The sequence below is a fragment of the Rhizobium sp. LjRoot98 genome (assembly GCF_964252935.1).
In the GTDB taxonomy this organism is placed as follows: domain Bacteria; phylum Pseudomonadota; class Alphaproteobacteria; order Rhizobiales; family Rhizobiaceae; genus Pararhizobium.
Genome location: NZ_CAXUPW020000002.1, coordinates 249,343 through 269,544, shown reverse-complemented (window position 1 = coordinate 269,544; position 20,202 = coordinate 249,343). Strand labels below are relative to the sequence as shown.

Annotated in this window: 22 protein-coding genes; 8 read left to right on the top strand and 14 right to left on the bottom strand. The window is 59.7% G+C overall.

Annotated elements, in window-relative coordinates; all coding sequences use genetic code 11:
• Nucleotides 1–2: 2 nt before the first annotated feature.
• Nucleotides 3–1,133 carry an ATP-dependent DNA helicase gene (locus tag ACSQ3J_RS09865; protein WP_060506131.1) on the bottom strand — a complete coding sequence of 377 codons (1,131 nt, stop codon included), beginning with the start codon at nucleotides 1,131–1,133 and terminating at the stop codon, nucleotides 3–5.
• A gap of 221 nt (nucleotides 1,134–1,354) precedes the next feature.
• Between ACSQ3J_RS09865 and ACSQ3J_RS09860 the strand changes: the two genes are divergently transcribed.
• The 4 genes from ACSQ3J_RS09860 to ACSQ3J_RS09845 all read left to right on the top strand — a co-directional run bounded on the left by ACSQ3J_RS09860 (nucleotide 1,355) and on the right by ACSQ3J_RS09845 (nucleotide 4,266).
• A complete protein-coding gene (locus tag ACSQ3J_RS09860) occupies nucleotides 1,355–2,455 on the top strand; it encodes an AbrB family transcriptional regulator (protein ID WP_060506311.1) in 1,101 nt (366 codons plus the stop codon).
• 101 nt (nucleotides 2,456–2,556) lie between these two features.
• On the top strand, nucleotides 2,557–2,931 hold the full coding sequence (locus tag ACSQ3J_RS09855) for a COG4315 family predicted lipoprotein (protein WP_060506130.1): 375 nt from the start codon (nucleotides 2,557–2,559) through the stop codon (nucleotides 2,929–2,931).
• Nucleotides 2,915–3,469: an RNA polymerase sigma factor gene (locus ACSQ3J_RS09850; protein WP_060506129.1), complete on the top strand. Its 555-nt coding sequence runs from the start codon at nucleotides 2,915–2,917 to the stop codon at nucleotides 3,467–3,469. Before ACSQ3J_RS09855 ends, ACSQ3J_RS09850 begins: the two co-directional genes overlap by 17 nt.
• The gene (locus tag ACSQ3J_RS09845) at nucleotides 3,466–4,266 is read left to right on the top strand and encodes an anti-sigma factor family protein (protein WP_060506128.1); all 801 of its coding nucleotides are present in this window, start codon (nucleotides 3,466–3,468) and stop codon (nucleotides 4,264–4,266) included. The genes ACSQ3J_RS09850 and ACSQ3J_RS09845 overlap by 4 nt, the downstream gene beginning before the upstream one ends.
• Before the next feature lie 66 nt (nucleotides 4,267–4,332).
• Here the strand turns inward: ACSQ3J_RS09845 and ACSQ3J_RS09840 are convergent, their stop codons facing one another.
• From ACSQ3J_RS09840 to ACSQ3J_RS09820, 5 genes are read right to left on the bottom strand one after another with little or no spacing between them, the layout of a single operon-like run.
• Entirely contained in the window at nucleotides 4,333–4,698 is a 366-nt protein-coding gene (locus tag ACSQ3J_RS09840; protein ID WP_436039043.1) for a nitrile hydratase accessory protein, read from the bottom strand.
• Entirely contained in the window at nucleotides 4,685–5,344 is a 660-nt protein-coding gene (gene nthB, locus ACSQ3J_RS09835; protein ID WP_060506127.1) for a nitrile hydratase subunit beta, read from the bottom strand. The genes ACSQ3J_RS09840 and nthB overlap by 14 nt, the downstream gene beginning before the upstream one ends.
• Nucleotides 5,341–5,982 carry a nitrile hydratase subunit alpha gene (gene nthA, locus ACSQ3J_RS09830; protein ID WP_060506126.1) on the bottom strand — a complete coding sequence of 214 codons (642 nt, stop codon included), beginning with the start codon at nucleotides 5,980–5,982 and terminating at the stop codon, nucleotides 5,341–5,343. Before nthA ends, nthB begins: the two co-directional genes overlap by 4 nt.
• Complete coding sequence (locus ACSQ3J_RS09825; RefSeq protein WP_060506125.1) at nucleotides 5,979–6,791, bottom strand: DUF4239 domain-containing protein; 813 nt, start codon at nucleotides 6,789–6,791, stop codon at nucleotides 5,979–5,981. Before ACSQ3J_RS09825 ends, nthA begins: the two co-directional genes overlap by 4 nt.
• Before the next feature lie 44 nt (nucleotides 6,792–6,835).
• The gene (locus tag ACSQ3J_RS09820) at nucleotides 6,836–7,429 is read right to left on the bottom strand and encodes a LysE family translocator (RefSeq protein ID WP_060506124.1); all 594 of its coding nucleotides are present in this window, start codon (nucleotides 7,427–7,429) and stop codon (nucleotides 6,836–6,838) included.
• Nucleotides 7,430–7,621: 192 nt separating this feature from the next.
• Here ACSQ3J_RS09820 and ACSQ3J_RS09815 point away from each other — a divergent pair, with 192 nt between their 5' ends.
• Nucleotides 7,622–8,467, top strand: coding sequence for an aldo/keto reductase (locus tag ACSQ3J_RS09815; protein ID WP_060506123.1), 846 nt, complete (start codon nucleotides 7,622–7,624; stop codon nucleotides 8,465–8,467).
• Nucleotides 8,468–8,533: 66 nt separating this feature from the next.
• Here ACSQ3J_RS09815 and ilvN read toward each other — a convergent pair whose 3' ends face one another.
• Entirely contained in the window at nucleotides 8,534–9,106 is a 573-nt protein-coding gene (gene ilvN / locus ACSQ3J_RS09810) for an acetolactate synthase small subunit (RefSeq protein ID WP_037096209.1), read from the bottom strand.
• 23 nt (nucleotides 9,107–9,129) lie between these two features.
• Nucleotides 9,130–10,923 carry an acetolactate synthase 3 large subunit gene (locus tag ACSQ3J_RS09805; protein ID WP_060506122.1) on the bottom strand — a complete coding sequence of 598 codons (1,794 nt, stop codon included), beginning with the start codon at nucleotides 10,921–10,923 and terminating at the stop codon, nucleotides 9,130–9,132.
• Between the two features lie 325 nt (nucleotides 10,924–11,248).
• On the opposite strand from ACSQ3J_RS09805, the gene ACSQ3J_RS09800 reads away from it, so the two are divergent.
• The gene (locus ACSQ3J_RS09800; RefSeq protein WP_060506121.1) at nucleotides 11,249–13,294 is read left to right on the top strand and encodes an ATP-binding protein; all 2,046 of its coding nucleotides are present in this window, start codon (nucleotides 11,249–11,251) and stop codon (nucleotides 13,292–13,294) included.
• Between the two features lie 19 nt (nucleotides 13,295–13,313).
• Here ACSQ3J_RS09800 and miaA read toward each other — a convergent pair whose 3' ends face one another.
• A complete protein-coding gene (gene miaA, locus ACSQ3J_RS09795; protein ID WP_060506120.1) occupies nucleotides 13,314–14,219 on the bottom strand; it encodes a tRNA (adenosine(37)-N6)-dimethylallyltransferase MiaA in 906 nt (301 codons plus the stop codon).
• On the opposite strand from miaA, the gene serB reads away from it, so the two are divergent.
• Entirely contained in the window at nucleotides 14,218–15,105 is an 888-nt protein-coding gene (serB, locus tag ACSQ3J_RS09790) for a phosphoserine phosphatase SerB (protein WP_436039042.1), read from the top strand. The genes miaA and serB overlap by 2 nt on opposite strands.
• Nucleotides 15,102–15,659 (top strand): GNAT family N-acetyltransferase, encoded by a 558-nt coding sequence (locus ACSQ3J_RS09785; RefSeq protein WP_436039041.1) that lies wholly within the window; start codon nucleotides 15,102–15,104, stop codon nucleotides 15,657–15,659. Before serB ends, ACSQ3J_RS09785 begins: the two co-directional genes overlap by 4 nt.
• Before the next feature lie 52 nt (nucleotides 15,660–15,711).
• Here ACSQ3J_RS09785 and ACSQ3J_RS09780 read toward each other — a convergent pair whose 3' ends face one another.
• The 5 genes from ACSQ3J_RS09780 to hflK form a co-directional block, all read right to left on the bottom strand.
• The gene (locus ACSQ3J_RS09780) at nucleotides 15,712–17,241 is read right to left on the bottom strand and encodes a DegQ family serine endoprotease (RefSeq protein ID WP_060506309.1); all 1,530 of its coding nucleotides are present in this window, start codon (nucleotides 17,239–17,241) and stop codon (nucleotides 15,712–15,714) included.
• A gap of 210 nt (nucleotides 17,242–17,451) precedes the next feature.
• Nucleotides 17,452–17,838, bottom strand: coding sequence for an ACT domain-containing protein (locus ACSQ3J_RS09775; protein WP_060506117.1), 387 nt, complete (start codon nucleotides 17,836–17,838; stop codon nucleotides 17,452–17,454).
• A 3-nt stretch (nucleotides 17,839–17,841) separates the two neighbouring features.
• Nucleotides 17,842–18,027, bottom strand: coding sequence for a DUF2065 domain-containing protein (locus tag ACSQ3J_RS09770; protein ID WP_037096230.1), 186 nt, complete (start codon nucleotides 18,025–18,027; stop codon nucleotides 17,842–17,844).
• Between the two features lie 8 nt (nucleotides 18,028–18,035).
• Entirely contained in the window at nucleotides 18,036–18,953 is a 918-nt protein-coding gene (hflC, locus tag ACSQ3J_RS09765; RefSeq protein ID WP_060506116.1) for a protease modulator HflC, read from the bottom strand.
• Nucleotides 18,953–20,074 carry an FtsH protease activity modulator HflK gene (gene hflK, locus ACSQ3J_RS09760; RefSeq protein WP_060506115.1) on the bottom strand — a complete coding sequence of 374 codons (1,122 nt, stop codon included), beginning with the start codon at nucleotides 20,072–20,074 and terminating at the stop codon, nucleotides 18,953–18,955. The genes hflC and hflK overlap by 1 nt, the downstream gene beginning before the upstream one ends.
• Nucleotides 20,075–20,202: the final 128 nt, after the last annotated feature.

Sequence of the window (20,202 nt, the reverse complement as noted above, 5' to 3'; positions counted from 1 at the left end):
TGTCAGCGGACAATTGTCAGTGTCTCGGCCGCGCGCGTGATCGCGGTGTAGAGCCAGCGCTCGCGGGTGTCGCGAAAAGCCCAGCTTTCATCGAACAGGACCACATTGTTCCACTGTGAGCCCTGTGCCTTGTGCACCGTCAGCGCATAGCCATAATCGAACTCGTCGTAACGCTTGCGCGTCGACCACGGAATCTCCCCTTCGATATCCTCAAAGGCGGTTTTCAAGAGCTTGATCTTGGCCGCCCCCCGATCCATGTCGTCGTCTTCCGGGCGGATCATCAGGTTGATGCCGGGCTTCACTGTTTCCTTGGACGAGGTCATCACCTGCCACAGCGAGCCGTTGAGCAGGCCCTTGGCGGGGTCGTTGCGCAGGCAGACGAGTTTGTCACCCGATTGCGGATATTCGGTGGTAAAGCCCTTCAATTCACGCAGCCGTGTATTGTAGCGGCGGCGGGTCTTGTTGGTCCCCACCAAGACCTGATCGGCGCCAAGCACCAGCTCCTGCGTCACCTCGTTCTTGGAGATGATCCTGGCCGTCGAGCCGTAGTCGCCGTGCATGATCTCCTTGCCTTCGCGCACATGCATGGCAAGCTGGATGATCGGGTTGTCACGCGCCTGCCGGTGAATGTCGGTCAGCAGATAATCCGGTTCCTCATTGGTGAAGTAACCGCCACCCGAAACCGGTGGCAGCTGGCCGGGATCGCCAAGCACCAGGATAGGCGTGCCAAAACTCATCAGGTCGCGGCCGAGCGCCTCATCGACCATTGAGCATTCATCGATGATGATCAGCGCCGCCTTGGCGACAGGAGACTGCCGGTTGATCGAGAACATCGGCGCGATCGAGGTCTTGCCGGTCTCTTCGTCCGACACTTCCTCCTCGCCGCGCGGACGGTAGATCAGCGAATGGATGGTCTTGGCGTTCTTTGCGCCCTTGGAGCGCAGCACCTGCGCCGCCTTGCCGGTAAAGGCCGCGAAGAGAACATCACCATCGACATGCTCGGCGAAATGCCGGGCAAGCGTCGTCTTTCCGGTTCCGGCATAGCCAAAAAGCCGGAACAGCGGCGAGCGCCCTTCCTTCAACCAGCGTGAAACGGCCTTGAGGGCCTCATCCTGTTGCGGTGCGAATTCCATGTTTGTTCTATTGCCCGATTCGGGGCCGCCTGTCGCGCCCCGCCGCGTTGATCGGCGGTTCAGCTTGCCGCCACCCGGATCAAAATTTCCCTTTGAAGTGCAGGATACCGCAAGAAAATGCCACACCCTACGCATATCGCGGCGCGATAACCCGTGATAATAGTTGCTCCGCCCGCCTCTCCCCGGCGCGCTGCCTCCTCTGCAATTCGAAAGTGCCCAACGTGACGCCTGAACCTTCCGAAGACCCGTCCGCTTCCGTGGCCGCGGGCATCGGCCGATGGACGACCCCGATGCAATGGGGCTTTCTGCTTCTTCTCTCCGCAATCCTCGCAGCCGCGCTCGAACTGACCGGCATTCCGGCAGCCCTGTTGATGGGACCGATGGTAGCGGGTGCCATCGTCGGCATGAATGGCGGCACCATAAGGCTGCCGCGCCCGGCCTTTCTCTGCGCGCAGGCGCTGATCGGCACGATGATCGCCGAAACCATCCGTCCCGGCATTCTGGCGACCTTCTTTTCAAACTGGCCGCTCTTCCTCGCCGTTGTTCTCTCGGTCATTGCCATGAGTACGCTCAGCGGCTTCGTCATCAGCAAGCTCAACATCCTGCCCGGCACCACGGCAATCTGGGGTTCGTCGGCGGGCGCTGCCACCTCGATGCTGGTCATGGCCGACGCCTATGGCGCCGATGTCCGGCTGGTCGCCTTCATGCAATATCTGCGCGTCGTTTTCGTGGCCGCTGCAGCCTCGATCGTGGCGCGCTACTGGGCTGGGATAGATGGCCCGGGACCCGAAATCGTCTGGTTCGGGCCGATCCACCTCGTACCGTTTCTTGAGACCCTGGCGCTTGCGCTTGTGGGTGGCTGTCTCGGTAAATGGCTGCGCATCCCCGCCGGTGTGTTTCTGGTGCCGTTTCTGCTCGGCTCGGCGCTTAGCGTCAGCGGTTTGCTGGTGATCGAAATCCCCGAATGGCTGCTGGCATTGAGCTATGCCATGCTCGGCTGGAACATCGGGCTCGGCTTTACCCGTCCGATCCTTGCCCATGCCCGCCGCGCGCTGGTACCGACGGTCATCTCAATCCTCGTCCTGATCGGGTTTTCCGGCCTGTTGGCCTATATTCTCGTGCACGCTGCAGGCATTGATCCGCTGACGGCCTATCTTGCCAGCAGTCCCGGCGGCATGGACTCGATCGCCATCATCGCCGCCTCCAGCAATGTCGACGTGCCTTTCGTCATGGCACTGCAGACAGCCCGGTTGCTGATGATCATGGCAATTGGCCCCTCGCTTGCCCGCTTCGTCGCTTCAAAAGCAATACGGCCGCGATAATTTTTGCGCCTGAAGCGGGAATAAGAAGTGGCCCTCATGTGTCTTATGTTCGAACCGGCTGAACGGCGGTTCGAACGGGAACTCCAGAGAGGACACATCCAATGAGATTTTTGCCGCTTGCAACCGCGTTTTGCCTGATGTCCGCCGCCTCAGCCTTTGCCGCCCCACCGGTCCAGACCGTCGAGACCGACAAGGGCAAGGTCGTTGCAGCTGAAAACGGCATGACGCTCTACACCTACAAGAAGGATGAAAAGGGCGAATCCTACTGCTATGATAAATGCGCCACCAACTGGCCGCCGTACCTGGCGGAAGGTTCCGCTGCAGCCGATGGCGACTATACGCTGGTCGAGCGCAAGGATGGCAAGAAACAATGGGCTCTCAAGGGCATGCCGCTCTACTTCTGGGTCAAGGACGCGAAAAAGGGCGACGCCACCGGTGACGGCGTAGGAAAGGTCTGGGATGCCGCACGCCCCTGATCAGGACGCCCGTGCGAAGGGGGTAAATCCCCCTTCCACAGAGACTTTCGAAAACCAGATCCTGTCGCTGGTGCCGTCGCTGCGGCGCTATTCCCGCAGTCTGGCCAAATCCGACAGCGACGGCGAGGACCTCCTGCAGGATTGCGTTGAAAAGGTGCTGGTCCGCCGCGGCCAATGGCGCGGCGTCAACCTTCGTGCATGGGCATTTACCATCATGACCAATCTCTACCGCGACCGGCACCGCCACGTCAGCCAGCATCCGTCGGTCGAGTTTGACGAAACGCTGGGACTGACGGCCGACGACGTTTCGGGCGATCCCCTGGAAAAGACCCGCTTGCAGAAGGCACTGAATGCGCTGAGCCCTGACCATCGTTCAGTGTTGATGCTCGTGGTCGTCGAGGGCTACGGCTATCAGGACGTCGCCGACATGCTGGCGATCCCGATCGGCACCGTCATGTCCCGCCTGTCGCGTGCACGCCGTCAGATGGCCGCGCATCTGGCCGAGAACAACATCGTGACACTCCGGAGACCGAAATGACAGACGATCACAAACCGGTCACCGAAGCTGATCTGCACGCCTATGTCGACGGCCTTCTCGACGAAGGGCGCCGGCGCGAGATTGAACTCTGGCTGAACCGTCATCCGGAAGACGAAGCCGAGGTCCGCCAATGGCAGACACAGGCGGCCGAATTAAAGGCCGCATTCTCAGGCTATGCCCAAGTGACGGAAAGCGATCGCACGCTGCTGAACACCCCAACAGCGGTTGTTGCAACATCATCGCCGTCTTTGTGGCGCAGGGCCGCCCTCGTTGCCGCTTCGTTGACGCTCTTCCTGTCGGGCGCCGCGGCGGGTGTCTATGGCGAGAAATTGCTGGGGACGGCAGTGACGGTCGAAACTGCTGCTGCGATCGACAGCCTGCCTGATCAATCCAAGACGGCGTTCCTTGTCTATGCCAGCGAAAAACGCCACCCCGTCGAAGTCGGAGCCGATCAGGAGGATCATCTGGTTACCTGGCTCGGCAAGCGCCTGGATTACAAGCTGGTTGCCCCGGACCTCAAGGGACTCGGATTTTCCCTTGTCGGCGGCAGGCTATTGCCGGTCAACGGCAAGGCAGGCGCGATGCTGATGTATCAGGACACTGCCGGCCAGCGGCTGACGGTTCTACTCGGCAAAAACCCGGAAAATGCCGAAACCAGCTTCCGTTTCGAATCCGCAGGCTCTCTGGAAACCTTCTACTGGATCGACGGCAGTATCGGATACGCCGTCACCGGCGAAGTCAACCGCAGCAAGCTGCAACAAATCGCCGAGGAATGTTACCGGCAGTTCGAGACCTGACGGCGCTCTCGAAACAGGGCAGGATGTGAAAACAACCTGCCCTGATCAAGCCGTTGAAGTCCCTACTCAGCGCTTCGGATCGTTTTCCAGAAGAATAGGTTTGCCGTGCGGCGTTGCCTCCGCGGCCCTATGCCAGCTTTCCGTCAGGTCATCGAGCTGTTCCCTTGAGGTGATCGACAGTTCGGTGACGAGGCGTGACAGAGCCGCGACCCAGCAATCGAAATAATCGCTCGCATCCGCCCGCCGGCCCGGCTTGTAGAGCTCATGCGACAAGGCCTCGGCCCATTCGCTCCAGGAAAATACGCCCTTCTCATGCAGACGCACCGTCATGGCAAAAGCTTCCGCCTGCCAGGGCTCCGAAAAAACCGGATCGCCTTCGTTCGATTTCGGGAGCTCCGGGGATCCGCTGAGGGTCAGTTCAAACGCGTTCAAGATAGCTCTCCCAGGCATCGATCGATACTGTCAGCTCCGGGTCTGCACCCTCGCCCCAGATTTCCTCCCCGTCGAAAACCACGGTATAGACCCATTGCGGGTTCTCGCCCTTGCCATGGGCGTTGTCGTCCGGAAAAACGAACGAGCCCTGCACCACCTCGACAATGCCATGTTTGGCGCGGGCATAGCGCGGCAGCCTTGTATGGGTCTCGGGATTGAAGTTTTTCGTCCGCACCCGGTCTCCGGCGGCAAATCGCGGGCCGTCCGGCACCGGGCGATCACACGGTCCGCCTTTGGCAAGCACGCCAGGCACCATGTCTGCCGTCAGAATTCGCTTCGGTTCCCTGCCCTTTTCCAGCATCTGCCCGGCAGCCAGTTCGGCGGCGGAAACGAACCCGTGCCGTTTCAACAGGGTTTCCAGGCCACGGGTCCAGATTTCGTAATAGCTGGCCGAAAGATAGGTGGCTGGTGGCAGACTTTCCCGGGCATGCCGGCTCTCATCGATATTCCAGGCGCCAAAGGCACCGCAAGACAGTGTCAGGCCGAGTGCCCGCTTTTCCCATTCGGCATGGAAATACGGCTCGTCCTTCTCCGACGCCACCGGCCCCATACCATGCTGCCCGCCAAGGTCCTGTGCGCCGTTCATAGCGCCTCTCCAGCCGGTTTGGCCAAGCCAGTGCCGATCATTGAATCGCGCGTGACGAGATCGGCGAGCGCATCCTGATCGAGACCTTCGGTACCGGCCGGACGTTGCGGGATGACGATGTAGCGAAGCTCAGCCGTCGAATCCCAAACCCGGATTTTCTGCCCTTCGGGCAGCGCCACGCCGAATTCATCCAGCACACCACGTGGATCGATCACTGCCCGCGAGCGGTAGGGCGGCGCTTTGTACCAGACCGGTGGCAGGCCGAGCACCGACCACGGGTAGCAGGAACACAGGGTGCAGACGACAAGGTTATGGGTTTCCGGCGTGTTGAACACCGCGCGCATATGCTCGCCCTGGCGCCCGGTATAGCCGAGGCTGGCAATCGCGGCTGTCGCGTCCCTGCGCAGCCAGTCGGCAAAATCCGGCTCGCTCCAGGCCTTTGCCACGACGCGGGCGCCGTTGCGCGGGCCGATCTTCGTCTCATAGGTCTCAACGATCGCATCGATCGCCGCCGGATCGATCAGCCCCTTCTGCGTCAGCACGGTTTCAAGCGCCTTCACCCGGGCCTGCATTTCGGAGAAATGATTGTCGTGGTCATGATCATGATCATGGTCGTGCATGTCGTTCTCAGGTGTCATGGCGTGAGTTCTCCGGTCAGTGCAGCGGGCGGCAGGCTCTTTCCAACGTCACCGCGCAACAGGTTTTCAAATGCCACGGGGTCCAACTTTCCAGGCTGCTCGAACGGATTCGAAAAGGCAAAAATGAAGAAGAGGACGACACCGGAATAGGCGCCAAAAATCGACAGCAGAAATACATGTGTTCGGGTCGGACGGTAGACGTAGAAGGGGATGGACAGCAGGCAAAGGCCGATCAACGCGGGCGCCCAGAACATCCCGCCAAATCCGCCCGCCGCCGTCTCTTCGCGAATTTGGCGGAAGCGCGCAATCGACGTGGCGCGGTCACGCATCCGGTTGACCAGATAGCGCTGGCGGTCCGTTTCCGGCACCAGGTCGAGCAGCCGGTCATAAACACCATTCCATTCGATCCACGCCTTGGGAGATAGCCCTTGACGATGCCCGAGCATATCCCACTCTTCGCCGACAACAGTCGCCACATAGCTGGATAGACCGCGTTGAATGGGTGCGACCACCGGCCCGCCATATCGCCCTGCGTCGTTGTATACATCCGATATCGCCACAGCCTCTTCCATCAGATTGTTACGGATACCTTTGTAGTCGTCGAGTTCCTGCGCGTAGACTAGGGCAAGGATGAGACCGTGCAAGGCAGCGATGCGCACCGCGACGGTCGCTGCCGCATCGTGGGTCCTATCCCCTTCCAGGCCGGGATTGAGCAAGTTGCGCGCCGCGAAATAACAACCGAAGACGATAGCAAGTGCGCCGGCAATGAAGGCGGTGCCGATAGTGATCGAGGCAACAACATCCGACATGCCCGCATCCTCATCCGGCCTGGAAATAGGCCATGCTTCACCCGCTATCGCAGCATCGGCCAAAGACTGAGAACGAGCAAGACCGCCATAGTGATATTGAACCATTTCAACCGGGCCGGTTCGGACAGCCATTGCCGAAGCGCCGAACCGAAACCGGCCCAAGTCGAAACGCTGGGAACATTGACGATCGCGAAGATGACGCCGACGATCAGGACGCTCGCCAGATAAGCCTGCTCGCTCGTGTAGGTCGCCATCGCAGTCACGGCCATCACCCAGGCCTTTGGATTGATCCACTGGAACGCCGCTGCCTGCAGGAAGGTCATCGGCGCCGCCCCCGCCTTGCCTTCCGACAGCGTCCGCGACGTGCCGATCTTCCAGGCGATCCAGACCAGATACGCGCCGCCGGCAAACTTCAACCCTGTATAGAGCATCGGGACGGAATGCAGCAAAGCGCCGAGCCCCAGACCGACCGCGATCAACAGTGACAGGAAGCCGGCGCCGATGCCCAGCATATGCGGAATGGTACGGGAGAACCCGAAATTGACGCCTGACGCAAACAGCATCATGTTGTTCGGGCCTGGCGTGATTGATGTCGTGAACGCAAAAAGAAACAGCGCCAGCAGCGTGTCGGCCTGCATGAAGTCCTCCCGATATTTAGGTCAGGTTAATTGACCTATTAGCAAACACCATCTGAAACTTGTCACGGTGACAAGAAGCAGACCCTCATTCTTTCTTTTCCCCCAAGGCCTTTGCCATTCCGGTACGCGCCATAAATGAGACATTGAGCCTTCCTAACAATGGCAAGAAAGCACTGCCGAACGAGGAATGTCATGCAAGACGCAATACCGACCACATCTTTCCCCTCCGGCAAGGCCGTCCCTGTGATCGGTCAGGGCACCTGGCATATCGGCGAACGCAAGGCGAGCGCCGCCGAGGAAGCGAAATGCCTGCGCCATGGCCTTGATCTCGGCATGACGCTGATCGATACCGCCGAAATGTATGCCGATGGCGGCGCCGAACGGATTGTCGGGGAAGCGGTCAAGGGCCGCCGCAGCGATGCCTTCATCGTCAGCAAGGTGCTGCCCACCAATGCCAGCCGCGACGGCACGATCAAGGCCTGCGAAGCCAGCCTCAAACGGCTCGGTACCGACCATATCGATCTCTACCTCCTCCATTGGCGCGGCCGCTACCGCCTGGCGGAAACTGTCGAAGCTTTCGAGACCTTGCGCCAATCCGGCAAGATCGGCGCCTGGGGGGTCTCCAATTTCGATGCCGACGATATGGAGGAGCTTCTCGGTGTACCCGATGGCGGCAATGTCGCGGCCAATCAGGTTCTCTATAATCTGGCCCGCCGCGGCATCGAATACGATCTCCTGCGGGACAATCAGGCCCGAGGGGTGCCGGTCATGGCCTATTCGCCGCTCGACGAAGGCCGGCTGATACGCCATCCCGATCTCATCCACATTGCCAAGGCGCATCAGGCAACCGTAGCACAGGTCGCACTTGCCTTCCTGATCCGCAACCCCGGGGTGATTGTCATTCCCAAGACCGCAATGCCGGAACGGGTGCGCGAAAACCGCGCAACCGTTGAAGTTCAACTGACTGCTGAGGATCTTGCTATCCTCGACAAAGCGTTCCCGCCACCAGGCAAAAAAATACCGCTGGAAATGATCTGAGTGGCTGGTTGGCTGAATTGAAAAAGGGCGCTCGCGGCGCCCTTTTTCAATCATATTCGTAGCCCGTTACATGCCTTGCGGACCGCGGTTCATCGCCGCGATACCGGTGCGGCAGACTTCAAGCACGCCGAGCGGCTTCAGGATCGCCACGAACTGGTCGATCTTGGAGGATTTGCCGGTGATTTCGAGGATGAAGTGCTCGAGCGTCGCGTCGATCACCTTGGCGTGGAAGGCGTCGGCAAGGCGCAGCGTTTCCGCCCGGGTCTCACCCTCGCCCGAAACCTTGACCAAAGCCACTTCGCGCTCGATCGGCCGGTCATGGCCGAGTTCGGCGGCGCGAACCGTCAGATCGACGACGCGGTGGACCGGAACGATGCGCTCCAGCTGCGCCTTGATCTGCTCCAGAACGTGCGGCGTGCCGCGCGTCACGATGGTGATGCGCGACAGGTGCGACTGGTGCTCGGTCTCGGAAACCGTCAGGCTTTCGATATTGTAGCCACGGCCGGAAAACAGCCCGATGACGCGGGCAAGGACGCCCGGTTCGTTGTCGACGAGGACCGAAAGCGTATGGTTTTCCGCCTTCTCTGTTTCCTTGGCGATGAAATAGGCGGAGCCGGTCGGCTGAAGATGTGCGTTCATGATCGTATCCTTTTCCTATTCCATCAAACCAGAGCGCGGCCCTTGGCGTCGATCGCATTGGCGACCGCTTCGTCCGTGGCTTCGTCCGGCAGCAACATCTCGTTATGCGCCTTGCCCGACGGGATCATCGGGAAGCAGTTGGCAAGATTGGCAACGCGGCAATCGAAGATCACCGGCGCCGGACTGTCGATCATCTGCTGAATGGCAGCATCGAGATCAGCCGGCTTGTCGCAACGGATGCCGACGCCGCCATAAGCTTCGGCGAGCTTGACGAAATCGGGCATGGCTTCGGTATAGGAATTGGACAGGCGGTTACCGTGCAGCAATTGCTGCCACTGGCGGACCATGCCCATGTATTGATTGTTGAGAATGAAGATCTTCACCGGCAGGTTATGCTGTACGGCGCAAGACATTTCCTGGATGCACATCTGGATCGAGGCATCGCCGGCAATGTCAATGACGAGCGCATCGGGATGGGCGACCTGGACGCCGATCGCCGCCGGGAAGCCGTAGCCCATGGTGCCGAGGCCGCCCGAGGTCATCCAGCGGTTCGGGTGCTCGAAGCCGAAGAACTGCGCCGCCCACATCTGGTGCTGGCCAACTTCCGTTGTGATATAGGTGTCGCGATGCTTGGTCAGCTCGTACAGACGCTGAATGGCATATTGCGGCATGATGACGTCGTCGTTCATCTTATAGGCGAGCGAGTTGCGGCCACGCCAGCGGACAATGCCTTCCCACCATTCGGTCAGACGCGCCTTGTCGGCATCCTTGGCCGAAGCCCGCCAGACGCGAACCATGTCTTCCAGAACATTGCCGACATCGCCGATGATTGGAACGTCGACGCGCACCGTCTTGTTGATCGACGACGGATCGATATCGATATGGATCTTCTTGGAGTTCGGCGAAAAGGCATTGAGACGGCCGGTGATACGGTCGTCGAAACGGGCACCGATGCAGACCATGACGTCACAATCGTGCATCGCCATATTGGCTTCGAACGTCCCATGCATGCCGAGCATGCCCAGCCAGTTCTTGCCGGAAGCCGGATAGGCGCCCAATCCCATCAGTGTCGAGGTGATCGGGAAGTTGGTCAGTTCGACCAGTTCGCGCAGCAGTTTCGAAGCTTCCGGGCCGGAATTGATGACGCCGCCGCCGGAATAGATGACCGGGCGGCGCGCGCCCTTCATCATCTCGATTGCCTGCTCGATCTGGCGCATGTCGCCCTGAAGCTTCGGCTGGTAGCTTTTCTGGACCTTCGACGCCGACGGCGGCGTGTAGGTGCCGGTAGCGAACTGAACATCCTTCGGAATATCGACAACGACCGGGCCGGGACGGCCGGACTGGGCGATGCGGAACGCTTCATGGATGATACTGGCCAATTCGTTGACGTCCTTGACCAGCCAGTTGTGCTTGGTGCACGGCCGCGTGATGCCGACAGTGTCGCATTCCTGGAAAGCGTCGGAGCCGATCAGCGATGTCGGAACCTGGCCGGTCAGGCAGACCAGCGGGATCGAGTCCATCAGCGCATCTTGCAGCGGCGTAACAGCATTGGTGGCGCCGGGGCCGGAGGTGACCAGCAAAACGCCAACCTTGCCTGTCGAGCGGGCATAACCTTCGGCCATGTGGCCGGCGCCCTGCTCGTGGCGAACGAGGATGTGCTGAATATCGTCCTGCTGGAAGATTTCGTCATAGATCGGCAGGACAGCACCGCCCGGATAACCGAAAATATGCTCCACACCATTGTCCTTCAGTGCCTGAAGAACAATTTCCGCCCCTGTCATCTGGTTCGCTTGCGTCTGGTTGTCTGTACCGCTCATTGGCCTGTTTCCGTCCATGTTCGCGTTTTGGCTGTGAGTATCGTGTTTGAAGGCATAAAAAAAGGCCCCTTGAGGGCCTCGTGTTTTGCGCATGGGTGGCTATCGCCGGATGGTTACACCATCCTGCCCATGCGCCGTCCCACCACAAGAATAACTGCGATATTGATCATGGGCGGGATAAATAAACAGAAATATCTGCTCCGTCAACGTCTTTCCCGAAAACAACCATGACGTGCCAACACCGACGAAAACACGCACAAACCCAAGAAACAACTTGTTAAATCCCTTCCTATAATATGGCACACTCGTCACCAGAGGTTTCCTATTGCGAAACATTGAGCTTCAATCTTCGATTAGCGCCGGAGAGCAGGATCGACGCGATGCCTTGAAACGGGGCAACCGTTTCCTCGGCCGCGTTGTTGCGTGCAGCGGCTCGCGGGCGACGATTTCAGCCATTGCCGAAAACGGCGAAACTTCACTCACCGAATTATGGTCCGTCGGCCGGCTGATCTCCATCACGGTCGGCGAAAACCGCGTGGTCGCTCTCGTCTATTCAATGCAGACAGCCACCAACGAATGGGGCGAAGAACTCGACAATACGTTCCGCATCGAAGTGGAACTGATGGGCGAAGTCCATCTCAGTGCAAACGGCCGCGAAGAGTTCTCCGCCGGCATCACCCAATACCCCTATCTCGGCGCTATTGCCCACCGCATCCGCTCGGCCGACCTTGCCCGTATCTATGACACCGGCAAGAATGATACCTGCGTCATCGGCAAGCTGACTCAGGACGAAAGTCTCGACGCCTCCATCCATGTTCCTTCGATGCTGTCGAAGCACTTTGCCATTGTCGGGACGACCGGCGTCGGCAAATCCACGGCCGTCAGCCTGCTGTTGCACAAGGCCATAGCGTCGGATCCAAAGTTGCGCGTGCTGATCCTCGATCCGCACAACGAATTCGCCGCTGCCTTTCCCGATATTGCCGTGGTCATCGATACCGACAATCTCGACCTGCCCTTCTGGCTGATGAAGCTCGAAGAAGTCGCCGAGGTGATTTTTCGCGGACGTCCGCCCGTTCCCGAAGAACTCGATATCCTGCGCGATGTCATTCCGGAAGCCAAAAGAGCCTTCAAAGGTTCGACGGATTCCGGTCTGGCGCGCCGCACCAGCGAAAAAAGCTCGATCACTGCCGATACGCCGGTTCCCTACCGCATGGCCGATCTGCTGGCGATGATCGACGAGCGTATCGGACGCCTCGAAGGCCGCAACGACAAGCCGTATCTGCGGTCGTTGAAAGTGAAAGTGATCGGCGCGATCAATGATCCGCGCTACAATTTCATGTTTTCCTCGAACACGATCACCGACACGATCCTTGAAACGATCGCCAAGATATTCCGGATTCCAGGCGAAGGACGGCCGGTCACGACATTTCAGCTCGCAGGCATACCGTCGGAGGTCGTCAACTCGGTCGCCTCCGTGCTCTGCCGCATGGCGTTTGAAATCGCGCTCTGGAGCAATGGCGGCGTTCATATGCTGGTCGTCTGCGAAGAAGCGCACCGCTATGTCCCGGCCGATGCCAGCCTGGGTTTCGTTCCAACCCGTCAGGCCATCGCCCGCATTGCCAAGGAGGGCCGGAAATACGGCGTCTCTCTGGGGATCATCACCCAGCGTCCGGGCGAGCTTGACCCAACCATCTTGTCGCAGTGTTCGACGGTCTTTGCCATGCGGCTTTCCAACGACCGCGACCAGGAAATCATCCGTTCGGCGATCCCCAATTCGTCAATTTCGACCACCAGCTTCATCTCTTCGATCGGCAATGGCGAAGCGATCGCCTTCGGTGAGGCCGTCGCCGTGCCGATGCGCATGCGCTTTACCCGCGTCGATGAAAAGAGCCTGCCGAAAACCAACGGTGTCGCCGTCAAGGTTACGGACGAAACCCCCGACACCGTCGACCTGCGCAACGTCGTCTCACGCATGCGCGCCATGAATGGGCCGGATATTTCGAGCTTCCAGAACGCCTATACGGCAAGCCTCGCCGGACAGGAACAGGATGCTGCCCCGGTGGATGACGATCTTCGCGACATCCGTGCCTTTGACGCTGACCTTGCAGCAGACCAGGAAGCGGCGGCGTCGCAACCTTACAACCCTGCCATGCTGCCGCGCAATGAACCACCCAATCCGCAACTTGAACGGTTCAACCAGATCCGCAGCCAACTCCTGTCGGAGGAACCGGCAACGCCGCCACGTTCTGATCCCTATCGAGCGCCACCCCGCCCTGCCCCGAGCTTCGCGCAACCGCACCCGGACACACCACGTCCATCGCTGCGCGAGAGCCTGCTGAAAAAACCGCTGAGCAGCATCATCCGCAAGTAACACCAATACCCTGCGGGGCTCAGGCGCCCGCCGGGTCCCAGCGTTGCCAGCTCTCGTCCAGCTGATTGCGAAACCAAGTCATTTGCCGTTTGGCATATTGCCGTGTTGCGGCCGATGATGTTTCGATCACCTCCGCCTTGCTCATCGTGCCAGACAAAAATGCGGCAATCTGCGGCACGCCGATGGCCTTCATCGCCGGCATTTCCGGCTTCAGGTCGAGCGACAGAAGAGCCTCGACTTCCTCGACCGCACCACTCTTCAGCATGCCAGCGAAGCGCCGGTCGATCCGCTGCCGCAGCAATGCCCGCTCCGGCAGCACGACAATTTTCATGGCGCGTTCGAGATCAATGGCCACAGGCCCCTGGCGCGCTTGGAAAACCCGGATGGACTGGCTGGTCGCCTCGAATATTTCCAGCGCACGTGCGATGCGCTGCCCATCGCCCGGTCGCAGAATTGCAGCGGTTTCCGGATCCCTCTCCGTTAATATCGCATGGAGAGCCTCCGGCCCCTCTGTCAGCAGGCGGCGGCGCACATCGTCGCGTATCGTTTCAGGTACCGGCGGCATATCTGACAGTCCACCGGTGAGCGCCTTGAAATAAAGCCCGGTTCCGCCGACGAAAACAGGAATTTTCCCCGCGCTACGAACAGCTTGCAACACCTCCACGGCATCGCGAAACCATTCACCGGTCGAATAGTGCTGCGATACCGGAACATGCCCATAGAGATGATGCACAACGCCTTGCATGTCGGTTTCGAACGGACGTGCGGTGAGCACGTGCAAGGTGTCGTAGACCTGCATGCTGTCGGCATTCACAACCACACCATTATGCTGTTTCGCCAGCGCAACGGCGAGAGCGGACTTGCCGCTGGCAGTCGGCCCGGTTATCAGGATTGCATCCTGTCCAATCTCAAGGTTTTTCATCATGGCCTTCGTTGCCACGCTTGTTGCCAATCCGTCAAATCCCGTTCTGACCACAGCGCTCGCCGAAGAGGCCGCAGCCGCCGTTGATGCATCCGGCCTCTACTGGCTGGCCGATGGCGTTGCCTGCGATATCGCACTGAAGGACGGCGCCAATCCGGACTGGCAGGAAGCGCTGCTGCGTGGCGTGGTCGGCGACGCTCCCATTGATGTCATCGTCCAGAACGCCGAGACGCGCCGCAAGAAATTGCTGATCGCCGACATGGATTCCACCATGATCGGCCAGGAATGCATAGACGAACTTGGAGCAGAGGCCGGCCTGAAGGACAAGGTCGCAGCGATCACCGCTCGGGCGATGAACGGCGAGATTGCCTTCAAGCCTGCTCTGATCGAGCGCGTCGCCCTGCTCAAGGGCCTGCCGCTCACCGTCGTCGGCGATGTCATTGAAAAGCGCATCACACTGACCCCCGGCGGTCTTGAACTGGTGGCGACCATGAAAGCCAAGGGCTACTACACCGCCCTGGTCTCCGGCGGCTTTACTGTCTTTACCGGCCCGATTGCCGCAACGCTTGGCTTTAACGAAAATCGCGCCAACATCCTGATGGAAAAAGACGGACACCTTACCGGTGCCGTCGCAGAGCCGATCCTCGGCAAGCAGGCCAAGGTGGATGCGCTGGTCGACATCACCGCTAAGCTCGGCATTTCCACAGCTGACGCTCTTGCCGTCGGTGATGGCGCCAACGATCTCGGCATGCTGCATCTGGCTGGCGCGGGCGTTGCCCTGCATGCCAAGCCGGTCGTTTCTTCCCAGGTCAAGATCCGCATCGACCACAGCGATCTGACAGCCCTCCTCTATATCCAGGGTTATCGCAAGACGGATTTCATTCGATGATTATCCTGGAAACAGATCGCCTACGCATCCGCAACTGGCTGGAAAGCGACCGTCCCCTGTTTGCCGAAATCAATGCCGACCCGAAGGTGATGGAATTCTTTCCACGCCAGCGCCCGCGGGAAGAATCCGATGCTCTGATGGACGAAGCGCGGCAGCGGATCAGCGAGACCGGACTGGGCTTTTTCGCACTGGCACTGAAGGACACCGATGAGCCGATCGGCTTTCTCGGTTTGGCCCGCACTGACCTCACCCCCTTCCTGCCACAGGGCACGGTCGAGATCGGCTGGCGGCTGGCCGTGCGTTTCTGGCGCCAGGGCTTTGTCACCGAAGCCGGAAAAGCGATACTCCGGCATGGCTTCGATGAACACGGCCTTGCCGAAATCGTCTCCTTTGCGGTGAAGAACAATGCGCGCTCGACGGCGGTGATGACACGCATCGGCCTGCACCGCGATCCCGCCCGCGATTTCGAGCATCCGCGCGTGCCCGATACCGCACCGCATCTCAAACAGCACGTGGTCTACGCGCTGAGCCGTGAGCAGTGGCTGACACAATAAAGGCGGACCTTTCGGCCCGCCTCCAAATTCATCATCCCTTGCGGGGGACGGCCTACTCCATCCGCACCGTGACAAACCGCAGTTCACCGGTCTTGTTGGCGATCATCAGCAGGGCATTGCGCCGGCCATCCGCCTTCAGTTCCTCGACCCTTGACGATACATCCTCCGGTGTCTTCATCGCTTCCTGGCCGATCTCGACGATCACGTCACCGGATGCGATGCGCCGTTCGGCGGCGGCCGATTGCGGCTGAACCTCGGCGATGACGACGCCTTCGACGTCCTCGGAAATTCCGTAGGTCTTGCGGCTATCGGCATCGAGTACGGCAAGTTTCATGCCGAGAACCACGTCCGACGCGGGAAGTTCGGCCGCAGGCGGTTCGCTCTGATCCGTGCTTTCCCCGGTCTCCGAAGGTTTGGCCGCTTCGGCTTCGGCCAGGTTCTCGCCGTCTTCCAGGCGGCCGAGCGTCACCTTGACCGTCATCTCCTTGCCATCGCGCACGATCACCACATCGACAGCCTTGCCGACCGGGCTTTCGGCGACGACACGCGGCAGATCACGCATCTCGACGACATCGCGGCCATCGAACTTCAGGATCACGTCGCCCGTCTTGATCGCACCACCATCGACCGGGCCGCCCTTGATGATCCCGGCGACGAGTGCACCCTTTGGCGTGTCCATCTTCAGGCTTTCGGCGATATCGCCTGTCACCGGCTGAATGCGCACACCAAGCCACCCGCGATGGGTCTCGCCAAACTCCCTGAGTTGGGAAATGACGTTGCTGGCAAGTTCCGTCGGAACCGAGAAGCCGATGCCGATCGAGCCGCCGGTGGGCGAAATGATCGCTGTATTGATGCCGATGACCTCACCCTTCATGTTGAAGAGCGGACCGCCGGAATTCCCCTTGTTGATCGCCGCATCTGTCTGGATGAAATTGTCGTAAGGGCCGGCATTGATGTTGCGGCCGCGCGCCGAAATGATGCCGACCGTCACTGTACCGCCAAGACCGAACGGATTACCGATCGCCATCACCCAGTCGCCAATCCGCATTTGCCGGGAATCACCGATCGGCACGGCCGTCAGAGGCTTCTTCGGCTCGACCTTCAAGACAGCAAGGTCGGTCTTGGTATCGGTTCCGATCAGCTTGGCCTTGAGTTTGGAGCCATTGGCGAAATTGATTTCGATATCGTCGGCGCCCTCGATCACGTGATTGTTGGTGACGATGATGCCCGATGGGTCGATGACGAAGCCGGAACCAAGAGAATCGACGGTGCGCTGCCGGCCACCGCCCTCGCCGCTCTGCCCCTTGAAGAACTCGTCGAAGAAATCCTGGAATGGAGACCCTTCCGGCACCTGCGGCATCGGCGCCTCGTCATCGTTCTTCACCTTCTGCGAAGTCGAGATATTGACGACCGCATCAAGCAGGCCCGCTGCAAGATCGGCAACGGATTCCGGGCCCTGCTGCGTCGCTGCCGGCGCCTTGGTCTGAGCATGCGCCACGGACAGGACCGGTACGGAATTCATCAGCAGAGCAGCGCTTGCAGCGAGCGTCACGGACCGGAAGAAGGAAGCGCGGATGGACAAGCCCATGGGGTCCTCTCGATTTGGGAAGGCGAGCCGCTGCAAAACGGCCGTCAAAAAATGTTCGTCATGCGGACGGTCACCGCTGCGAGGTTGGCTTTTCGTCAACCTCTATGCCGTGCAAGTTGGCGCAGAATCTGTTCGAAGATAAGGCGGATTTGGGACGCGTCCAGTCATCTTTTCGTTAGCGTTTCAATGCTAAGCCCCAAGCCGTCAATTCATCAGTTCGTGACCATGTGCCTTCAACGCTGCGACAGCCTTGTCGAGATCGGAACCGATGATGAAAATGTAATCGGTGCTGAAGGTGGAATTGGCGAAGATGCCAACGCCGGCTTCTGAAAGCGGGTTCAGCACGGAAGCAAGAATGCCCGGGACATCGAAGGTGAAGTGTTGTTCGATGCGGAAGCAGCGCCAGCCGCCGGATGACTGAACATTGGAAGGAATGCGCGCTGCCCGGCAAACAAGCGTCATCTCCTCACGTGAACTTGAGACGGCCCAGAAACCGGCTCCCGGCAGCCAATCCGGCAGCGGCGTTCCGATGTTAAGCCTTGTGATCGCATACTCTGCGTCCACCAATCGAATGAGCAATTTCTGTGTCATGTCTTATCCTCGCACCATCCAGACAAGTGCGACGCCGATAACGACGGATACGAGCCCGAACAGCCGCAACTGTTGCTCTGGTATATGGGGCAAACGCTTTGCCATTTCCACCAAAACCAAAGGGGCCAGTGCGTACACTAGCCCCTCGATGATCAGGAAAAAAGCAATTCCCGTCAGAAAGTCACTCATTTCGCAGATCAGTTTCCTGCAGCGGGCTGAGTGGCAGATGGAGCGGATGCACCATCTGAACTATTGAAATAACGGAAGAATTCCGAGTCCGGGGACAGAACCAGCGTCGTATCAGGGCTGCCAATTGCCTGATCGTAAGCCGTCATCGACCGATAGAACTCGAAGAACTTCGGATCACGGGCGAAGGCATCGGCAAACACCGAGGTCCGTTCGGCTTCGCCTTCACCGCGCAGGATTTCCGAATCACGCTGCGCTTCGGCAACGAACTCGACAACCTGACGGTCAGCAACGGCGCGACGGGTCTGGCCCTTTTCGTTACCACGGGCGCGGATCAGTTCGGCTTCCGCCAGACGTTCCGCCTTCATCCGCTCGAAGGTCTGCTGCGAGACTTCCTGCGTCAGATCCGTGCGCTGGATGCGAACATCCTCGATATTGAGGCCGAGCGATTCGGCATCACTCTTCAGATCGGCCCGAACTTCACGCATCATCGATGCACGCTCTTCGGAAAGTGCCGATTCAAAGCCACGCAGACCGTAGACCCGGCGCAACGAAGCGTCGAGACGGGTGCGAAGGCGCGATTCGGCCGATGCACGATCACCGGACACGGTTTCGCGGAAGCGGCGGGCATCGGCGATCTTGTAGATCACGAAGGCATCGACTTCATAGAACTTGCCGCCGGAGACCTGAACGCGGATGTTGTCGAGGTCGAAGCGCAGGGCCTGCTTTTCGACATACTGAACGCGGTCGGCATCCATGAAGGCGAACGGCAGCTTGAAGTAAAGACCGGGTTCGGTCTTGACGTCCTTGATCTGACCGAAACGCACGACGATTGCCTGCTGACGCTGGTTGACGATGAACACGGACGAATAGACGGCCATCAGCACGAGTGCCAAGCCAATGAGGATATAAGGAAGACGATTGGTCATTACTGAGCCCCTCCCGACTGCGCGGGCTTGACGATTTCATTGAGCGGCAGATAGGGCAACACGCCCTGGCCGTTCTTCTCGTCGAGAATGACCTTCTTGGACTTGCCGAGAACGCTCTGCATTGTTTCGAGATAGAGCCGCTTGCGCGTTACATCGGGAGCCTTGGCATAGGCGTCGTAGACCGAGATGAAGCGCTGCGCCTCACCCTGTGCTTCCTTGACGACACGGTCCTTGTAGGCTGCCGCTTCTTCACGCAACTGGGCTGCCTGACCGCGGGCCTTACCGAGCACCTGGTTAGCATACTGGTTGGCTTCTTCGACGAACCGGTCTTCGTCCTGTTCGGCGCGCTGCACTTCGTCGAACGCATCGGCCACTTCGCGCGGCGGTGCTGCGTCTTCGATGGCGACCGTGTTGACGGAAACGCCAGCGCCGTAGGTGTCCATCGTCGCCTGGATCGTCGTCTTGACGTCGGCTGCGATTGCCTGACGGTTATCGCGGAAAATGTCCTGTGCCGGACGGCGGCCGACGACCTCGCGCATGGCGCTTTCGGCAACCTGCTGCAACGTATCGGACGGATCCTCGACGTTGAAAAGATAGGCCTTCGGATCGGTCACGGAAAACAGGACGGAGAACTGAACGTTGACGATATTCTGGTCGCCGGTCAGCATCAGGCCCGAACCTGACTGGTCGCCAGCACCTGAACGGCTGCCGATATTCTGCTGCTGCTCGGTGATCTTGACCATTTCGACCGTTTCAAGCGGCCAGAAATGATAGTGCAGGCCCGGCATGGAAATCTCTTCCTTGGGCTTGCCGAACCGCATTTCGACGCCACGCTCGTCCGGCTGGACCGTATAGATCGAATTCATCAGCACGAAGCCGACGATCAGCAGGCCGATGATAGCGACGACACCGCCGTTAAAACCACCCGGAACCACGCCCTTCAGCTGGTCCTGTCCCCGGCGAAAAATTTCCTCGAGATCCGGAGGGCCACCATTGCCACGGCCACCGCCGCCGCCACGCGGCCGGTTCGGCCCCTGGCCCCAAGGGCCCTTGTTTCCACCGCCGCCGCTGCCGCCGCCCCAAGGACCACCGCCGCCGCCGTTCTGATTGCTCCAGGGCATTCATACCTCTTCTATAGAAAAATTCCGAGATCAATGCCCCGCGGACATGCCGCGGGCCATGACGTAAATCCGTTATAGGTATGTCCAGAACGGCTTTCAACGCAACGCATCCAACTTCACCGTAAATC